Annotated in this window: 21 protein-coding genes; 5 read left to right on the top strand and 16 right to left on the bottom strand. The window is 63.6% G+C overall.

The features are described 5' to 3' along the window. Nucleotides 1-58 precede the first annotated feature (58 nt). Nucleotides 59-1,084: a mechanosensitive ion channel family protein gene (locus SynA1544_RS09590; protein WP_186513235.1), complete on the top strand. Its 1,026-nt coding sequence runs from the start codon at nt 59-61 to the stop codon at nt 1,082-1,084. On the opposite strand, the gene SynA1544_RS09595 is transcribed toward SynA1544_RS09590, so the two are convergent. After that, a complete protein-coding gene (locus SynA1544_RS09595; protein ID WP_186513237.1) occupies nt 1,045-1,359 on the bottom strand; it encodes a Tat pathway signal protein in 315 nt (104 codons plus the stop codon). The two genes, SynA1544_RS09590 and SynA1544_RS09595, sit on opposite strands and share 40 nt — an antisense overlap. Nucleotides 1,360-1,397: 38 nt before the next feature. After that, a complete protein-coding gene (locus tag SynA1544_RS09600) occupies nt 1,398-1,802 on the bottom strand; it encodes a hypothetical protein (RefSeq protein WP_186513238.1) in 405 nt (134 codons plus the stop codon). A 55-nt stretch (nt 1,803-1,857) separates the two neighbouring features. On the opposite strand from SynA1544_RS09600, the gene purS reads away from it, so the two are divergent. From purS to SynA1544_RS09620, 4 genes are all read left to right on the top strand, one after another. Then, nucleotides 1,858-2,112 carry a phosphoribosylformylglycinamidine synthase subunit PurS gene (purS, locus tag SynA1544_RS09605; protein ID WP_186510186.1) on the top strand — a complete coding sequence of 85 codons (255 nt, stop codon included), beginning with the start codon at nt 1,858-1,860 and terminating at the stop codon, nt 2,110-2,112. Further along, nucleotides 2,109-2,759, top strand: a complete 651-nt coding sequence (gene purQ / locus SynA1544_RS09610) for a phosphoribosylformylglycinamidine synthase subunit PurQ (RefSeq protein ID WP_186513240.1) — start codon at nt 2,109-2,111, stop codon at nt 2,757-2,759. Before purS ends, purQ begins: the two co-directional genes overlap by 4 nt. Further along, complete coding sequence (locus SynA1544_RS09615; protein WP_186513242.1) at nt 2,759-3,712, top strand: LD-carboxypeptidase; 954 nt, start codon at nt 2,759-2,761, stop codon at nt 3,710-3,712. Before purQ ends, SynA1544_RS09615 begins: the two co-directional genes overlap by 1 nt. Nucleotides 3,713-3,780: 68 nt before the next feature. Then, nucleotides 3,781-4,905: a CARDB domain-containing protein gene (locus SynA1544_RS09620; RefSeq protein WP_186513244.1), complete on the top strand. Its 1,125-nt coding sequence runs from the start codon at nt 3,781-3,783 to the stop codon at nt 4,903-4,905. Between the two features lie 86 nt (nt 4,906-4,991). On the opposite strand, the gene fba is transcribed toward SynA1544_RS09620, so the two are convergent. From fba to SynA1544_RS09690, 14 genes are all read right to left on the bottom strand, one after another. Then, nucleotides 4,992-6,065, bottom strand: coding sequence for a class II fructose-bisphosphate aldolase (fba, locus tag SynA1544_RS09625; protein WP_114987921.1), 1,074 nt, complete (start codon nt 6,063-6,065; stop codon nt 4,992-4,994). Between the two features lie 60 nt (nt 6,066-6,125). Beyond that, entirely contained in the window at nt 6,126-7,208 is a 1,083-nt protein-coding gene (locus SynA1544_RS09630) for a Gfo/Idh/MocA family protein (protein ID WP_186513245.1), read from the bottom strand. A gap of 1 nt (nt 7,209) precedes the next feature. Further along, nucleotides 7,210-7,581, bottom strand: a complete 372-nt coding sequence (locus SynA1544_RS09635) for a hypothetical protein (RefSeq protein ID WP_186513246.1) — start codon at nt 7,579-7,581, stop codon at nt 7,210-7,212. Continuing rightward, entirely contained in the window at nt 7,578-8,459 is an 882-nt protein-coding gene (gene accD / locus SynA1544_RS09640; protein WP_115081815.1) for an acetyl-CoA carboxylase, carboxyltransferase subunit beta, read from the bottom strand. Before accD ends, SynA1544_RS09635 begins: the two co-directional genes overlap by 4 nt. Nucleotides 8,460-8,514: 55 nt before the next feature. Then, entirely contained in the window at nt 8,515-9,312 is a 798-nt protein-coding gene (locus tag SynA1544_RS09645; protein ID WP_186513247.1) for an A24 family peptidase, read from the bottom strand. Continuing rightward, nucleotides 9,300-9,587, bottom strand: coding sequence for a hypothetical protein (locus SynA1544_RS09650; protein ID WP_186513248.1), 288 nt, complete (start codon nt 9,585-9,587; stop codon nt 9,300-9,302). The genes SynA1544_RS09645 and SynA1544_RS09650 overlap by 13 nt, the downstream gene beginning before the upstream one ends. Before the next feature lie 67 nt (nt 9,588-9,654). Next, complete coding sequence (locus SynA1544_RS09655) at nt 9,655-10,557, bottom strand: phosphoribulokinase (protein WP_186513249.1); 903 nt, start codon at nt 10,555-10,557, stop codon at nt 9,655-9,657. A gap of 64 nt (nt 10,558-10,621) precedes the next feature. Continuing rightward, a complete protein-coding gene (gene leuB, locus SynA1544_RS09660; RefSeq protein ID WP_186513250.1) occupies nt 10,622-11,695 on the bottom strand; it encodes a 3-isopropylmalate dehydrogenase in 1,074 nt (357 codons plus the stop codon). 32 nt (nt 11,696-11,727) lie between these two features. Then, the gene (gene lpxD / locus SynA1544_RS09665; protein ID WP_186513252.1) at nt 11,728-12,771 is read right to left on the bottom strand and encodes a UDP-3-O-(3-hydroxymyristoyl)glucosamine N-acyltransferase; all 1,044 of its coding nucleotides are present in this window, start codon (nt 12,769-12,771) and stop codon (nt 11,728-11,730) included. A 35-nt stretch (nt 12,772-12,806) separates the two neighbouring features. Beyond that, complete coding sequence (gene proB / locus SynA1544_RS09670) at nt 12,807-13,880, bottom strand: glutamate 5-kinase (protein ID WP_186513253.1); 1,074 nt, start codon at nt 13,878-13,880, stop codon at nt 12,807-12,809. Next, the gene (locus SynA1544_RS09675) at nt 13,877-14,398 is read right to left on the bottom strand and encodes a YqeG family HAD IIIA-type phosphatase (protein ID WP_115081822.1); all 522 of its coding nucleotides are present in this window, start codon (nt 14,396-14,398) and stop codon (nt 13,877-13,879) included. Before SynA1544_RS09675 ends, proB begins: the two co-directional genes overlap by 4 nt. Further along, complete coding sequence (locus tag SynA1544_RS09680) at nt 14,386-14,940, bottom strand: DUF3727 domain-containing protein (RefSeq protein ID WP_186513254.1); 555 nt, start codon at nt 14,938-14,940, stop codon at nt 14,386-14,388. The genes SynA1544_RS09675 and SynA1544_RS09680 overlap by 13 nt, the downstream gene beginning before the upstream one ends. 20 nt (nt 14,941-14,960) lie before the next feature. Continuing rightward, entirely contained in the window at nt 14,961-15,437 is a 477-nt protein-coding gene (gene ruvX / locus SynA1544_RS09685; RefSeq protein ID WP_115132089.1) for a Holliday junction resolvase RuvX, read from the bottom strand. After that, nucleotides 15,437-16,468, bottom strand: a complete 1,032-nt coding sequence (locus tag SynA1544_RS09690; protein ID WP_186513255.1) for a hypothetical protein — start codon at nt 16,466-16,468, stop codon at nt 15,437-15,439. The genes ruvX and SynA1544_RS09690 overlap by 1 nt, the downstream gene beginning before the upstream one ends. Nucleotides 16,469-16,497 lie beyond the last annotated feature (29 nt).

Genomic DNA, 16,497 nt, shown 5'->3' on the forward strand with positions numbered 1-16,497 from the left:
CTCGCTTGCCAGCGCCTGGAAGGCCGTCGACAATCACGCGGTATCTCCGGTGTGAGCGATGGATCTGACTGATTTCTTAGCGAAGCTGCTGATCGGTTCAGCCATCACCCTGAGCCTGGCGTTTCTTTGCAAGACAGTTTTTCCTCGGTTCACGAAGCGAAGCAAAACCGACTTCGACGACTTCGTGCTCAACGCCTTCGCCGCTTCGGTGGTGCCTTTCGGCTTGGTGGTCGCTCTGATCCTTGCCCAGGATGATTTGGGCTTGCCCAACAACATTGCAAGGGCTTACGACACATCGCTACGCATTGTTGGCACGATCATTCTGATTCGGTTGGTCAACCGAATCGGAGCGCGATTCCTTTTCGGATTGGTGCGCCGTGCAGGCGCGGATGATCTTCAACAACTCCTCCAAAGCCTGCTCCCGCTGCTGAAAACCGTGGTGTGGGCGATCGGCACCTTGGTGTTGCTGCAGAGCCTGGGAGTGAAGATGACGGTGATCTGGGGTTTGCTCAGTGCCGGCGGCATCGGCATTGGCTTGGCCCTGAAAGAACCGGCCCAGGAATTGTTCGCCTACCTGATGATTCTTCTGGACAAGCCTTTCACCGTTGGGCAATTCATCAGTGTGGGGTCCACCTCAGCAACGGTGGAACGCATCGGTGTTCGCTCCACCCATCTGCGCAGCCTGCGCGGCGAACAGGTGGTGATGAGCAACTCAACCCTTACAGGCTCCACCATCCTCAATTTCGCTGAAATGGCGCAACGCCGGATGATCTATTCGATTGGCGTGACCTACAGCACATCGGTCGAGCAGATGAAGGCGATCCCAACGATGGTTCAGGCCGTGATCGACGCTCAGGCCCACAGCACCTTCAACCGCTGCCACTTCACCGAATTTGCTGATTCAAGCTTGAATTTTGAACTGGTTTATTACATCGATACCCGTGATTTCACGGTCGCTCTGAACGAACAGCAAGCCATCAACCTCGGAATCATGGAGGCCTTCGCCCAAGCAGGCATCGACTTTGCCTTCCCAAGCAGGACGCTCTACTTGGAGGGAGATTCACTCGCCGGCAAAGCCTCCTGAGCCGTCGGCACAACAGAGCGCCAAGCAACACCACCGATCAACAGGGCCAAGGCCGCCACAGCAGCGGTGAAAGGAACCAGGCGACGACGATGAGAGCTCGGCTCAACAGCGATCTGGCCGGAGAGGTTGTCGCGTCGTGACGCCAAAAATGCCCCCTGCCGGCAGCGGGTGCACACCGTGTTGGTGACGCCGGCATTTTTCAACTTGAAGCCGTAACGACCCGGAATCTCAACGGGTGTTCCGCAGCTGGAACAAGGGAGAGAAAAAACTGCCATGGGGAATCTGCCCTCAATTCAGATCTATCACCCCGGTTTCACTCCAACGGAACATCACCCGTGGCACAGACAGAACCCCAGCAGAGGCTGTGGTCCGCCGTCCAGAAGGGTTGCACCTCCCGCCAGTCCTCGCCCTCAGCAACCCGCATCATCATCTGGCCGCTGCCGTCATGGACAAATTCGACGCGCTGCTGATTCCAGGTCAACACCCAGCGCTCTCCAGGACTGGAGGCCACCATCCGACAGGGACTCCAGGCCTGCTGTGCGATCCGGCAACGCATCGAAGCCGCTGCTGCTGAGCTTCCAACTGCAGAGCTGCCCATCAGCAGCAGAGCCGCGGTCCAGAGCTGAATGCGAAACACAGACACTGACTCGGCAGCACGCTGGCGAAAGGCCTCCTTTTCACCATGGGGCCAGGCGATGGTCACGCCGTTGAGGCGCACCGGATCTCTTCAGGGTTTGGTGTCTGTCAGGATTTGATCAGACCAGTTGCTGATCGTGCCGCGTTTTCAAGCCCGCGTCCTCGTGCGTCTGCGCCCCTCCGTACTCGATCCAGCCGGAGAAGCCGCGCGTGGTGCCGCTGAACGACTTGGGGTGGAAGGCCTCAGCAAGCTGCGGATCGGTAAAGCCGTTGAAATGGAGATTGAGGCTCCTGATGAGGCCGAGGCCCGCCGTAGGTTGGAACTGCTCAGTGATCGCTTGCTGGCCAACCCGGTGATCGAAGACTGGAGCCTGGAGCTGGAGCAGTCATGAGCATCGGGGTCATCGTTTTTCCCGGCTCCAACTGCGACCGGGATGTGCAATGGGCGACCGAGGGTTGCCTTGGAATGAGCACGCGTCGGGTCTGGCATGAGGAAACCGACCTCAACGGCTTTGATGCCATCGTTCTGCCGGGCGGTTTCAGCTATGGCGACTACCTGCGTTGCGGCGCCATTGCCCGCTTCGCACCAGCCCTGCAGTCCTTGATCGACTTTGCCGCCAAGGGCGGTCGCGTGCTCGGCATCTGCAACGGGTTTCAGGTGCTCACGGAACTGGGCCTGCTCCCCGGTGCCCTCACCCGGAACCAGGATCTGCACTTCATCTGTGAAGACGCACCCCTCAAGGTGGTGAGCCAGCGCACGGCCTGGATGCAGGGGTACAACAACGGGGCCCTGACCCTGCCGATCGCCCACGGTGAAGGCCGCTACCAGTGCAGCGATGACACGCTCAAACAGCTGCAGGACGACGACGCCATTGCCCTGAGCTACGGCAACAACCCCAACGGGTCGGTGTCCGACATCGCAGGCATCACCAATGCCAGCGGCAGCGTTCTGGGCCTGATGCCCCACCCCGAGCGGGCCTGTGATCCGGCCACGGGAGGAACCGACGGCCGGCGCATGCTGGAGGCCCTGCTGGGCTGATGCCAACCCGCCGGACGCTGCTGATCTCAGGGGCATCCACGATCATCACGGCTCTGCTCTCCCCCAGGGCCATGGCGGCCCAGCGCAGGCTGAAACCCTTGAAACCTGGATCACGCATCCGCGCCGTGAACCCCGGCACCTGGATGGATCCGGACACGGATCTCCAAGCTTTGCGCGAACGCTGTGATCAACAGCAGTGGCATCTGGAGATTCCCGCAGCCGTCACCCGTCAATGGCGCTATTTCTCAGGAACCGACCAGGAACGGGTTGAAGATCTGAGGTCAGCCTGGAACGATCCAACGGTGGATGCCGTGTTGACCCTTGGCGGGGGCTGGGGGGCCGCCCGCGTGCTCGAAGCCGGTTTTCGTTTTCCGCGCCATCCCAAATGGAGCCTGGGGTTCTCCGACACCAGCTCCCTGCTGCTGGCCCAGTGGGCCGCTGGCCTGCCGGGGGCCATCCATGGATCCAGCGGCGGCACAGAGGCGCAATGGCAACGCACGGTGGACTTGCTCTGTGGCCGTCCGGTGGCGCCCCTGCTGGGCGAGCCACGACGGCGGGGGATCGCGCGCGGACCCTTGGTGGTCACCAACCTGACCGTGGCGACCCACCTGATCGGCACGCCCTGGCTTCCCTCCCTGAAGGGGGCCATCCTGGTGCTGGAAGATGTGGGCGAAGCGCCCTACCGGGTTGATCGGATGCTGACCCAATGGCGCAGCGCAGGCCTGTTGCAGCAGTTGGCGGGGGTGGCCTGCGGCCGCTTCAGCTGGGCTGAAGACGACATCCTTCCCGGCGATTTCACGATGGACGAGATCCTGGAGGAACGCCTGGGCGATCTGGGCATTCCGCTGGTGCTGAATCTGCCGCTGGGCCATGGACGGCCCAACCAGGCCTTGCCCCTGGGAGCGCAGGCACAGCTGGACGGCAAGCACGGCCTGCTCAGCCTGATGGCCTGATCGCAGGCTGAAACCGTGGTGCGTCTGGGCCTTTGCGGCTAGCGATGGAGTAGTGCAGCCTCACCCCCATGGCCGACCTCACCATCGCGAACACAGTGTCCGATCTGATCCAGGGGGACATCCGCGAGCATCTGCCGCTGGAACGGATTCCTCTGAAAGGCGACGTGCTGGGGCTTGGCACCACCTCAAGTTTGGAGAACGGGGAACTCAGTTTTCTTCGCAACGCTTCCGGTAACTCGGACATCTGGCGATGCATCGCCCACAACGGCAGCATCGTCCGGCTGCAACCGGGCGATGGCAGCGGTCATTTTCCTTACGTCTGCTTCACCGGGAATGTCACGGCCCTTCGTCACCCTGTGGAGCTGGGCCCGCTTCAACAGATGAAGCATCGGCCGATCCAAGAGGTGATCAGCAAAGCGATCGAACAGGAACGCCAGCGCGGGGCCCTGGAAGATGCACCCATTTACGGCATCCGCCTGCTGGCCCAATGGGACGAGCTGGTGATCACCGTCGCTTCGAAACTCTGCATGGGGCAACAACGCCGCAACCAAGAGTTTTCGAGTGATTCAAACGACGGGAGCCAAGCTGAGATGAGCATCTACGACATGCTCCAGCACTACCGTCTGGCGCCGCTCTCGCCTGAGCAACCCGAGGGGCCCATCCATTATCTCGGCAGATCGATGCAATGGGATTGCTGTGGTTTCTTCGACCGTGAGCCGGAACGGGGGCGCGTCACCGTGCCCAAAGCCGGCGATCATCTGCATCTGCACGGCTGCAGCACCGACCTGGCCTATGGGGGGCATGTTCTCCACGATCACCCCAACACCCGCCTTGGAAGCATCGAACAGCTGGCGCTCTACCCACTGCAGACAATCGAGTCGCTCTGCAGTGATCTCGCCATCCAAACGCTCACCTATAGGGATGCGAAAATCCACTTCAGCGTCAGCAATGCCGGTGCCCTTGATGTGAGTGATGTGGGGGTGGCTGTGGTCGTCGACGATCGCTTCAGCGATCACCGCTACCTGCAGATCCCCTGGATGAGTGCGGGAGCAAGCGAGAGCTACAACCTTGCCTGGCCGCTCCCTCCAGGGCAGCACACCATCGCCGTGATCGCCGATCCCCAGGAGCTGGTCATCGAACCGCAGAACCGACGCCAAAACAATCGGATGGAACTGAAGGTCAACATCCCCTGAACAAGCCAGGTTCAGCGGCCGGATTCAGAGCCACAAAAAAGGGGGGCCTTTCGGCCCCCCGTGGATGGATCAATTGATCGTGATGATCAGGCAGCGACGGCAGCCTTGGGATCAAGAGCACCCTTGGCGTAGAGGCCGGCGTAGTAGGTGATGCTCTGCTGCTGGATCTTGCTGGCGTTGCCGGCAGCCCAGAACTGCTGGTAACGGTCCAGGCAGACCTGCTTCATGTACTTGCGAGCAGGCTTGTTGAAGTGGCGGGGGTCGAAGTTGGAAGGATCGGCCATGGCCGCTTCACGAACAGCAGCGGTGAAGGCGAGACGGTTGTCGGTGTCGATGTTCACCTTGCGCACACCGTTGCGGATGCCTTCCTGGATTTCCTCGACGGGAACGCCGTAGGTCTCGGGGATGGCACCACCGTGCTTGTTGATCATCTCCAGCCATTCCTGGGGAACGGAGGAGGAGCCATGCATCACCAGGTGGGTGTTGGGGATGGCTTTGTGGATCTCAGCGATGCGGCTGATGGCCAGCACTTCACCCGTGGGCTTGCGGGTGAACTTGTAAGCGCCGTGGCTGGTGCCGATGGCGATGGCCAGGGCGTCGCACTTGGTCTTGGCGACGAAGTCGGCAGCCTCAGCGGGATCGGTGAGCAGCATGTCCTTGGACAGCTCGCCCTCGAAACCGTGGCCGTCTTCGGCTTCACCCTTGCCGGTTTCCAGGGAGCCCAGGCAACCCAGCTCACCCTCAACGCTCACACCCACGGAGTGGGCGAAGTCCACCACCTGCTTGGTGACGTTGACGTTGTAGTCGTAGCTGGCGGGAGTCTTGGCGTCGGCTTCCAGGGAACCGTCCATCATCACGGAGGTGAAGCCGTTGATGGCAGCGGAGTAGCAGGTGTCAGGGGCGTTGCCGTGGTCCTGGTGCATCACCACGGGGATGTGGGGATAGGTCTCGGTTGCGGCCAGGATCAGGTGACGCAGGAAGATCTCACCGGCGTAGCTGCGGGCGCCGCGGGAGGCCTGGAGGATCACAGGGCTGTCGGTCTCGTCAGCCGCTTCCATGATGGCCTGGACCTGCTCCAGATTGTTCACGTTGAACGCAGGAATGCCGTAGCCGTTCTCAGCGGCGTGGTCGAGCAGGAGCCGAAGCGGAACAAGCGCCATGGATAAATCCTCGGAGGGTTGGGGTCGTCAAAGACGAATCGCCGGCAATTTTACCGCGTGTTACGCAAGATCCAATGTGCCTCCTGCTGCTTGATCGCAGGCCACACGACTGGCCACGCCCTCGGCCAGTCCAGGCAGCATCGGTTGCCCACAGCGAATGCTCTCGGCCCACCAGCCCAGCACCCTGGCCACAGGGGCGATGCGGCCATCCGCCCAGGTTTCCGGAAAGGCGAAGTCGGCATCGGCTTCCACGGCGCGGAAGGGCTCACCGAGCGGGGCGTGCTGCAGCTCAAAGCCATGGACGTAGTCCTTCTGGTTGGTGCTGCTGAGCAGCAGCGACCCCAACGACCCCACCACATCCAGGCAGAACCCGCGACCGTTGCGCGACACGGAACTGAGGCTGACCTGCGCCGGCACCGGCAGGTCCTGCCTTCCCTGCCAATGGGCCACGGTCTGCAGCAGCGACACATCAGAAGCATCCACGGCGGCCAGACCACCATCGGGATGAGGGCGTTGCTTGATCGAAACGCTGTTCAGGGCCTGGACGGTCCCCAGGGGACCGATCAGCCAGGCCAGCATGTCCATGGCATGGGTTCCGAGCGCTCCGATCACACCGCCACCCTGATCCGCCTGGGCATACCAGTTCCAGCCACGCTGGGGATCGGCACGGCTGCCCATCAACCAGTCGAGCTTCACCAGCCAGGGCGTGCCGACGGCACCGGCCTGCAGAAGGCGTGCGGCCTGCATGAACAGGGGAACAGCGCGGTATTCGTAGTCCACAGCCACCGACAGCCCCCGTGCCAGGGCCAGCCGCTGCAGCTGCCGGGCTTGATCGGCATGCAACGCGATGGGCTTCTCCAGCAGCAGGTGCTTGCCCGCCTCCAGGGCCCGACGGGCCAGGTCGAAGCGGGGTGCCGGTGGGGTGGCGATGATCACGGCTTCCACCGCGGGATCGGCCAGCAGAGCATCCCAGTCGCTGAATCCCTTCAAGCGATGGGCGGCCGTGGCGGCATCCAAGCGCTCCTGGCGCGGGTGCCAAAGCGCCACTGCCTCGAGATCAGTGACTGCCGCAAGGGCCGGCAGGTGCACCTTCTCCCCGAAGCCGAGACCGGCGACGGCAACACCAAGGGGTTGTGGGGACATCTCAGCTGGAGAGGGGTTCGGTGCAGACAGCCTCAATCACTGAGGTGATCAGCCCGTCATCGCCGGCAGGCTGCCATTGGGCACGAAAACGCGGCAAACCATTCACCTGTTTGTCGCGATACAGCTCCTGGGAGCAGTCCAACTGCATCACGTAGAGCTCGCCGGAGGGCTGATCTCCATCTTCAGTGGCCGCTGGGGTGAAGCGGCTGAGCACGGTTCGGTATCCATCCCGATCGATGCGCACACTGCCGCGATCCCACCACTGCTGGCCCGCCTCGGTGGCAGGCACCTCAATCCATTCCACGGGGCCCGCCAGCACGGGAGCGACCCAGCAGACCAAGGCCAGGATCAGCACGCAACCAGCTCGGATCATGCGCTGGTGAGCTCCATCGGTTTGCAGCCATGCAGGCGCAGAAGATTGGCCAGGGTGGAGCGCAGCTGGGTGCGTGGAACGATCGTGTCCACGAAGCCGTGCTCCTGCAGATATTCAGCCGTCTGGAAATTGTCGGGCAGCTTCTCCCGCAGGGTCTGTTCGATCACCCGGCGCCCAGCGAAACCAATCAACGCCTTCGGTTCCGCCAGGATCAGATCGCCAAGCATGGCGAAACTGGCGGTCACACCCCCCGTGGTGGGGTGGGTGAGCAAGGGCATGTAGAGCAGCTCGGCTTCGCGGTGGCGTTCCAGCGCTCCGGAGATCTTCGCCATCTGCATCAGGCTAAGCATCCCCTCCTGCATCCGGGCACCGCCGGAGGCACAAACGATCAGCAGCGGCAGCTTGCGGGCGGTGGACTCCTCGATCAGACGGGTGATTTTCTCCCCGACCACCGAGCCCATCGATCCCCCCATGAAGCGGAAGTCCATGGCTGCCAGGCCCATGGGGATGCCCTCCACCCGGCATAGCCCGGTGACAACACCATCCCGCAGCCCCGTCGAGGCCTGACTTTCCCGCAGCCGGTCGGCGTAGGCGCGCCGGTCTTTGAATCCGAGGGGGTCCACCGGTGACAGATCCGCATTCAGCACCTGGAAGCTGTCGGGGTCCGCAATCAGTGCGATGCGCTCAGCACTGTCGATCCGGTGGTGATGGCCGCAGTTGGCGCAAACACTGGCGTTGAGTTTCAGGTCTTTGAGATAAACAACCTGACCACACTCCGGGCATTTGCTCCACAGCCCATCGCCTTCATCGGGTTCCTGCTTGACGTTGGCGACGTACTGACCCTTGCGGCGATCAGCAAACCAATCGAACAGAGACACTCAGGGCTGTCAGCTCACACCATTAAAAGCCGGACTGGGAATACACGCTGGGGAATCAAGCGCCCAAGAGCATCAACCAGGTGCTCCACCACCACTGCGGACCGGTCAACCAGACCAGCCAAATCCCCAGGGCAATGAAGGGACCGAAGGGGAATGGTTCCCTGGGGCCCAACCGGCCACTGAGGCGAGCGGCGCTTCCGACCAAGGCTCCCGAGACAACCGCAAGGGCCATCGCCGCTGCGATGCCCCCGGGGCCCAGCCATGCCCCACCCAGCGCCGCCAACTTGGCATCGCCAAGGCCCAGCGCAGGCTGTCCCAACAACCGTTCGGCCAGGGCACTGAGACCTTCCAACAGCAGCAGAGCCAGTACCGCGGCGATCAAATGGCTGGCCAGAACAGGAATGCCAGCAGCGGTGCTGACGAGCAGGCCCAGCAACACTCCCCAGCGGCACAGGGGCTCCGGCAACCAAAGGTGATCCAGATCGATCAACACCAGCGGCAACAGCAGCGCGATCAGGGGGAGACCAGCCCAGGGGAGCCAGAGATCAGGCAGCCCCCCACCAGCACCAGGCCACACCAACAGCGCTGAGATCCAGAGGCCGGCACTCAGGGCCTCCACGGCGGGGTAACGCCAGCTGATCGCTGCATCACAGTCGCGGCAGCGCCCCCTCAGCAGCAGCCAACCCAACACCGGGAGATTGTCATGCCAGCGGATGGCATGGCCGCATCTGGGGCAGTGGCTGCCGGGAAAGACCACCGATTCCTGGCGGGGCAAGCGCCAGGCCACCACGTTGGTGAAGCTGCCGACGCAGGCGCCCAGCAGGCCGGTCCAAGCCAGGATCAACCCTTCCATCGGGTCCGACCACGGCTCGTGCGCCCCCGGATCAGATCGATGGCAATGAACTCTTCGTCCGGCAGAAGAACAGGGGTCTCGAAGACCACGCGACCATCGGGTTCCCGCGGATCCACCACCACACCGAGAGGCTCCTGCCCCGCAGGGGTGCTGGAGAGATAGGCGAAATAAATGCGACGGGCCTGGGCGATCAGCAAGCGGCTGTCAATGCGGTCCCAGCGGGGCGTCGAGGGCGCCCCCGAGGCTCCGCGAATTTCAAAGGAGGGCGTTGACAAAGAAATAGAGCCCACCTGATCACTCAGATGGGCCCATTGTAGAGACGATTTTTGGTAGGAGAAGCGATCAGCTGAGCTTGTTCTTCTCTTCGATCATGCGGTGAATGATCGGAGTGAGGATCAGTTCCATGGCGAAGCCCATCTTGCCGCCGTTCACCACGATGCTGGTGGGGCTGGACATGAAGGAATCGTGGATCATGTTCAGCAGGTAGCCGAAGTCGATCCCCCACTTCTCACGAGCACCCTTGCGGAAGTGGATGATCACGAAGCTTTCATCCGGGGTCGGGATGTTCCGGCAGATGAAGGGGTTGGAGGTGTCCACGGTGGGAACACGCTGGAAGTTGATGTCGGTCTGGCTGAACTGGGGGCAGATGTGATTGATGTAATCAGGCATCCGGCGCAGGATCGTGTCAACGATCGCTTCAGCGGAATAACCACGCTCAGCGTTGTCGCGGTGGATCTTCTGAATCCACTCAAGGTTGGTGATCGGCACCACACCCACCAGGAGGTCGGCCAGGGCGGCCACGTCGTAGCCCTCGCCCTTCACACCGCCGTGGAGGCCTTCGTAGAACAGCACATCAGTGCCTGAAGGAATGTCTTCCCAAGGCGTGAACTGACCCGGCTCGAGGTTGACGCCAAGACGAGCGTTGTGTTCTGCCGCTTCTTCAACGCTGTGGAGGTAGTAGCGCTTCTGACCAGCACCGGTTTCGCCATAGGCGCGGAACAGTTCCTCGAGCTTGTCGAAGAGGTTGGCCTCAGGGCCGAAGTGGGAGAAGTTCTCACCCTTGGCCAGGGCATCCGCCATGGCCTGTTTCATGGGCATCCGCTCGTAGCGGTGGTAGCTGTCGCCTTCCACCACTGCAGGGGTAATGCCTTCCCTCGCAAAGATGTGCTCGAACGCGCGCTTGACGGTGCTGGTTCCAGCTCCGGAAGAACCGGTAACAGCGACAACCGGATGACGCTTCGACATCGACGCAGGGACTACGGGCCCGGCGATCTTGCCAGATCAGGGCCCGATTGCACCAATCTCTGGCTTAAAGAGCTTTGAGCAATTGCTCACCCATGGCGCGACAACCCAGCTGGGTGCAGCCTTCTGCCATCAGATCACCCGTGCGGAACCCACCGGCCAGAACGGCATCCACAGCGGCCTCAAGATCATCGGCAGCCGCGGCCTGTTTGAGGCCGATGCGCAGCATCATTGCGGCCGACAGCACCATGGCCATGGGATTGGCCTTGTCCTGACCGGCGATATCGGGAGCTGAACCGTGCACAGGCTCAAACAAACCAGGGCCCTCACTGCCGAGGGAGGCGGAGGGCAGCATGCCGATGGAGCCCGTGAGCATCGCCGCCTCATCGCTGAGGATGTCGCCGAAGAGGTTGCCGGTGAGCAGCACATCGAACTGGCGGGGATCACGCACCAGCTGCATCGCCGCGTTGTCCACATACATGTGGCTCACCTCCACAGCGCCATAGCTGGGCGCCATGGCATCCACGCGGTCCCGCCAGAGCTGGCTCACATCGAGCACATTCGCCTTGTCCACCGAGCAGAGCCGGCCCCGCCTCTCCTGGGCGATCTCAAAGGCCACCTTCGCGATCCGATCCACCTCCGAGGCGGAGTAGGTCATGGTGTTGAAGCCGCGCTCGTCCCCCTCGGTCTCAATGCGTCCCTTGGGCTGACCGAAGTAGATCCCCCCGGTGAGTTCCCGCACCACCATCAGGTCCACCCCCTCGATCACCTCACGCTTGAGGCTGCTGGCATCGATAAGGGCCGGAACAATCTTCACCGGCCGCAGATTGGCGAACAGCTCCATGCCGGCACGCAGGCCGAGCAGGCCGGTTTCCGGGCGTTTCTCGCGGGGGAGGCTATCGAAACGGGGGCTGCCGATGGCAGCGAGCAACACCGCATCGGCTGCCTTGCAGGCTTCGAGGGTGCTGGCGGGCAACGGCTCACCGGTGGCATCGATGGCGCTGCCACCGATCGGCTGCTCCTCAAAGCTCAACGAAAAGCCATGGCGCTGGCTCACCACCTCCAGCAGCTGACGGGCGACAGCGGTGATCTCGGGGCCGATGCCATCACCGGGCAGGAGAACAACGCGGTGCTGAGCCATGACGGTGCGGTGCGGCAGGTCGACCGCTGAGGTTACTGAGGGGTGTCCCGCTTGAGCTCCCGCAGGGTCTTGGCCATCTCCGGCAGCTTGCTGAAGGTGGTGGCGCATCGCAGCCAGAGGCGATTCGGAATCGCGGGAAAACCACTCACCACCGCTCCGGGGTCCACATCAGCGTGAATGCCGCTCTTGGAGCTGGCGATGGCGCGATCGCCGACGACAACACGATTAGCGACCCCCACCTGGCCCGCCAGGATCACCCCCTGGCCGATGTGGGCGCCGCCGGCGATGCCCACCTGGGAGGCGAAGGCACAGCCACGGCCGATGGTGACGCCATGGCCGATCTGCACCAGGTTGTCGATCTTGGTACCGGCACCAATGCGGGTCTCCCCGACGGAAGGGCGATCAATGGTGGTGCCGCTACCCACCTCAACGCCGTCTTCAAGAACCACCTGGCCGGTCTGCGGCATTTTTCGCCAACCTTTGGCCGTCGGCACGAAGCCAAAGCCCTCAGAGCCGACAACGGCATTGGAGTTCACCACACAGCCACGCCCGAGACGGCTGCCGGGGTGGAGCACGGCATTGGCGTGCAGCTCGCAGCCATCACCCACCACCACGTTGTCGTAGATCACCACCCCGGGGTGAACGATGCAGTCGGCACCAAGACGGCTTCCCTCCCCGATGCAGACCCGCGGGCCCACCGCTGTACCGGGGCCCACCACAGCCCGTTCATCGATCACCGCCGAAGGGTGAATCTCCGCCAAGGGCCGGCGGCGGGGATGCAACTGATCGAGGGCTTCAGCAAAGGCCAGACGCGGATCCGCGAAGACCGCAAAGGCGATGCCACGCTGCAAAGCCAGATCAATCAGATCCTGTTGATCGGGCAGCAACAGGGCACCCACGCCGCTGGCGCCCAAGGCCGCGGTGAGGGCGTTGCCCTTCTCCAGAAAGCTGAGCTGGGCGGCTGAGGCCTGATCGAGTGAAGCGGCACCCTCAAGCCATGGGTCCAAGCCCGGTTGGCTCCAACGCAGGCCTGCATCACCGGTCTGCAGAACCTTGATCAGGGTGCTGAAACGCATGGAGGCCAGGGCAGTCCGGCGGATCGTAGACGTGGTTAACGGCTGCGAAGCACCAGACCATCGCGATGCACCACCACCGGGGAGGACTCCCCAGGCGATGGGTCATTCATCGCGGCCCGCAGCTGGTCGCTGTCCATCGAACAGAGGCCACGGCCCAGGTCCTCTCCATCAGGGTCCAGCAACTGAACGGGTTGATTGGCGGCGAACTCACCCCGCACCGCCGTCACACCCACCAGCAGCAGAGACGCACCACGGTGCTGCAGCGCAGCACAGGCCCCCGCATCCAGCTGCAGTTCACCCTCAGGCCGAAGCACGTGGGCCAGCCAACTGCGTCGGTTGCCCAGGGGTTCGGGGTGGGGATGGAACACCGTTCCTCCCCGTTCGCCCAACAGCAAAGCCTCGAGACGCGCGGGGTCGCGGCCATCGGCGAGCTGCACGGTGATGCCACTGGCGGTGGCGATGCGGGCTGCTGCCAGCTTCGTGGTCATGCCCCCGGTGCCCCAGCGCCCCCCGTCGCCAGCCCCCTGTTCCAACGAGTCCAGCTCCCGGGGGTGGCGAACATCCGAGATCGGTTCGGCGTTGGCATCAACCCGCGGATCCGAGGAGTAGAGGCGATCAACATCCGTGAGCAGAATCAGTTGCTGGGCTTCAACGGCGGCGGCCACCAACGCCGAGAGGGTGTCGTTGTCGCCGAAGCGCAACTCCGCCGGCGAAAGGGCATCGTTCTCGTTGATCACCGGCAGCACCCCCCAGCTCAGCAGCTGCCGCAAAGTGCCCGAAGCGTTCTGATACCGACGCCGATCGGCCAAGTCGGAGCGGGTCAACAGCACCTGCGCCACGGAACGACCATGGCGTTCCATGGCCCGTTCGTACAGCGCCATCAGTGCGCCCTGGCCGATGGCCGCAGCCGCCTGCAGGGCCACCACCGTGTCGGGTCGGTTGGTGAGGGCCAACTTCTGGCAGCCCAGGCCAACGGCACCACTGGTGACCAGCACCACCTGGTCACCGCGGGCCATGGCCCCTGCAAAGCAGCGGGCGTAGCCATCAATCGTGCTGGCGGTCTCCCCCCGAAGCAGGCTGGTGCCGATTTTCACGACCCACAGGGTCATGCTGAAGGCGCCCCCATCACGCGGGCCATGGCGCGTTCAAACCGCTGCACCCGGTCATGGCGGCAGGGCTTGCCGTCGTCTCGAACCGGTCGAACCAACACCGTGTAAAGCCCCATCCGGTTGCCGCAGAGCACATCCGTGAACAGGCGGTCGCCGATCATCGCGATCGCCTCCGGAGGCAGCGCGAGATCGCGAACCACGCTGCGCAGGGCGCCACGGCGGGGCTTGCCGGCACCAAAGGTGAAGCTGACCTGCAGCTGATCAGCCACGGCAGCAATCCGGTCGCGGGAGGGGTTGTTGCTGAACAGATGCAACTGCAGGCGGCGGCCGGCATCCACCAGCCAGTCGCGCACCGGCCCTGGCAGGGTCACGTCACGACCGGGCAGAAGGGTGCGGTCAACGTCGATCACGGCGGCCTTCAGGCCGTGGGCCGTGAGGTGAGGCAGCGAAAGCTGGGCAATGGTGAGGTGGGGATCCCAATCGGGGGTCAACCAGTGCTGTGCCGTCAATCCGGCCATTCACGCTCCTCCAGTTCCGCCTCAATCAGGGGTTGAACGCGGTCGAGCTCATCGTCGCTCAGCAGCACCGCCTGGCCATCCACCATCCGCACCAACACCAGGAAGGGATCGAGGGGGATGTAGAGGCCGTATTCCTCCGCGTCGACCATGAAGCTCACCAGCAGCTCAAAGGTCTCGGCGTCCTCTTCAACGTCGTCGTCCTCTTCCAGCTCGTCGAGCTCGTCCTGATCAGGCTCCTCCAGTTCGCCACTGACGGTGAGGGTGATCGCCGATCGCACCAGCACCAGGTCGTGCTCCTGGAGCACCACATCAGCCACCGAGAGAATCGGCTCGCTGCTGGCAACTTCCGTGATCGGCACCGGCTCTGCATCGTCATTGAGCCGAAACAGCGACACCGGTGTGTCGACCGGCGAGAGCAGGGCGTAGTCCTGCCCCTCAATGGGGATCAGATGCTCGAGGAAGCACAGCAGGTCATGGCCCTCGCGGTCGCGGACCAGCAGGGTGGGGTGATCGCTGCTCTTACCGGGGCCCGACTCAGACATCGACGAGGCTCTGACTGGGCTCAGGATCCACCATCGCCCGCCCCGGCGCCCGACCTTGACGCACTCTGTTGGGCCGGTTTGAGCTCCGGACCCTCCGCCAGCCATTGCTCCAGCAGCAAGGCAGCCGCTGCACTGTCCAGACGTCCGCTGCGATCGCCCGTCAGCCCGAACTGTTCACCGGCCGCCCAAGTGCTGCTGTGTTCATTCACCCAGGCCAGGGGCAGATCGAGGGCGGCAGCCAGCCGTAGGCCGTAACGCTGGCAATGCTCCGCCTGGGCCGTGGGCTGGCCCGCGGCATCCAGAGGCAAACCCACCACAAGCCCCTGCACCGACCGTTCACGGCAGTGGGCCCGCAGAACGACAAGATCCGCATCAAAGCGACCACGACGCAGGGCAGCGAGGGGCGTGACGCTGATGCCCAGGGCATCGCAGCCGGCCAGGCCGATGCGCCGCCGGCCCACATCGAGGCTGAGGATCGAACAGGGACGCGGCCGCATCAGTGCCGATCACCCAGGCTTGGTGTGGGCAAGGGTGTGCCCTGAGGCCGCAATCGGCCCAGCACCTGATCGAGCGATCGGGTCAGCTGCAGGTTGCGCTGGGGTGACTGACGCCGCCACATGCTGCGTCCGAGCAGCAGCTGCTCGTCGCCGCGGGTCCAGCCCTCCGCCTCCAGGATCCGGCCGAGGGGGGCATCGTCAAAGGCCGTGAGCAGCCCGCGGGGGCGGCCGCGCTGAACGATCCCGTTCAAAACCTGGGGAAGGGCCTGATCCAGCCGGGGATCCCAGGCGACGTCGCGCATCAGTTCAAGGAACCCTGCCTCTCCCGCATCGGGAAGGCGGATGCAGCCCGCCAACACAGCATCTCCAGCCATCAGCACCCCGCAGCCGGGGCCGTTGCGGTCCAGCAGATCCAGCCAATGGCGGTCGGTGATCTGACGCAGGTGGCTGTGGCTGCCGCCCTGCTCGATCGGCCAGAGCAACTGCGCGGTGCGGCGGTTCAAGGCCGCCCAGCGCAGACCCCCTGGCAACTGATCGGTTCCATTTGGATCAACCCCAGCCCCTGGTGGACACCAGCACTGATACGGACGAAGCGGTTGAAAGCCCAGCTCCCGCAACAGGGCAATGGCATCGGCATCGGTGGCCGGGCAGCGGATCACCCAGCTGCAGATCTGAGCAGTCCAGGACTGCAGAGCCTGCTGGAGCAGGGACTGCTGAATGGTGCGATGGCTGTAATCGTCCAGCGGGCCCAGCAGCTCCGGCAAATGAAGGATCCAGCAGCTGCCGCGGCGGTTGAACGGCCGGGCCACCACACTGGCCACCGGGCGATCCCCCGCGAGGGCCATCAGGCAACGGGGCGAGCGGCTGGGGAGCAGATCGGGAAAGCGTTGCTCGACTCTGGAGAGCCATTCACCGATCAGAAAACCCTGAAACCGTGAGAGCTGATCGATCGGCGCATCCTGAACCCACTGGGCCAGGTGGGCCGGATTGAGGGGCTCAATGCGGATGGAGCTGGTCTTGGGTTCTGTCACCGGACACCCTCCAACCCCAACTGCTCACA

It is taken from the genome of Synechococcus sp. A15-44 (assembly GCF_014280115.1).
In the GTDB taxonomy this organism is placed as follows: Bacteria; Cyanobacteriota; Cyanobacteriia; order PCC-6307; family Cyanobiaceae; genus Parasynechococcus.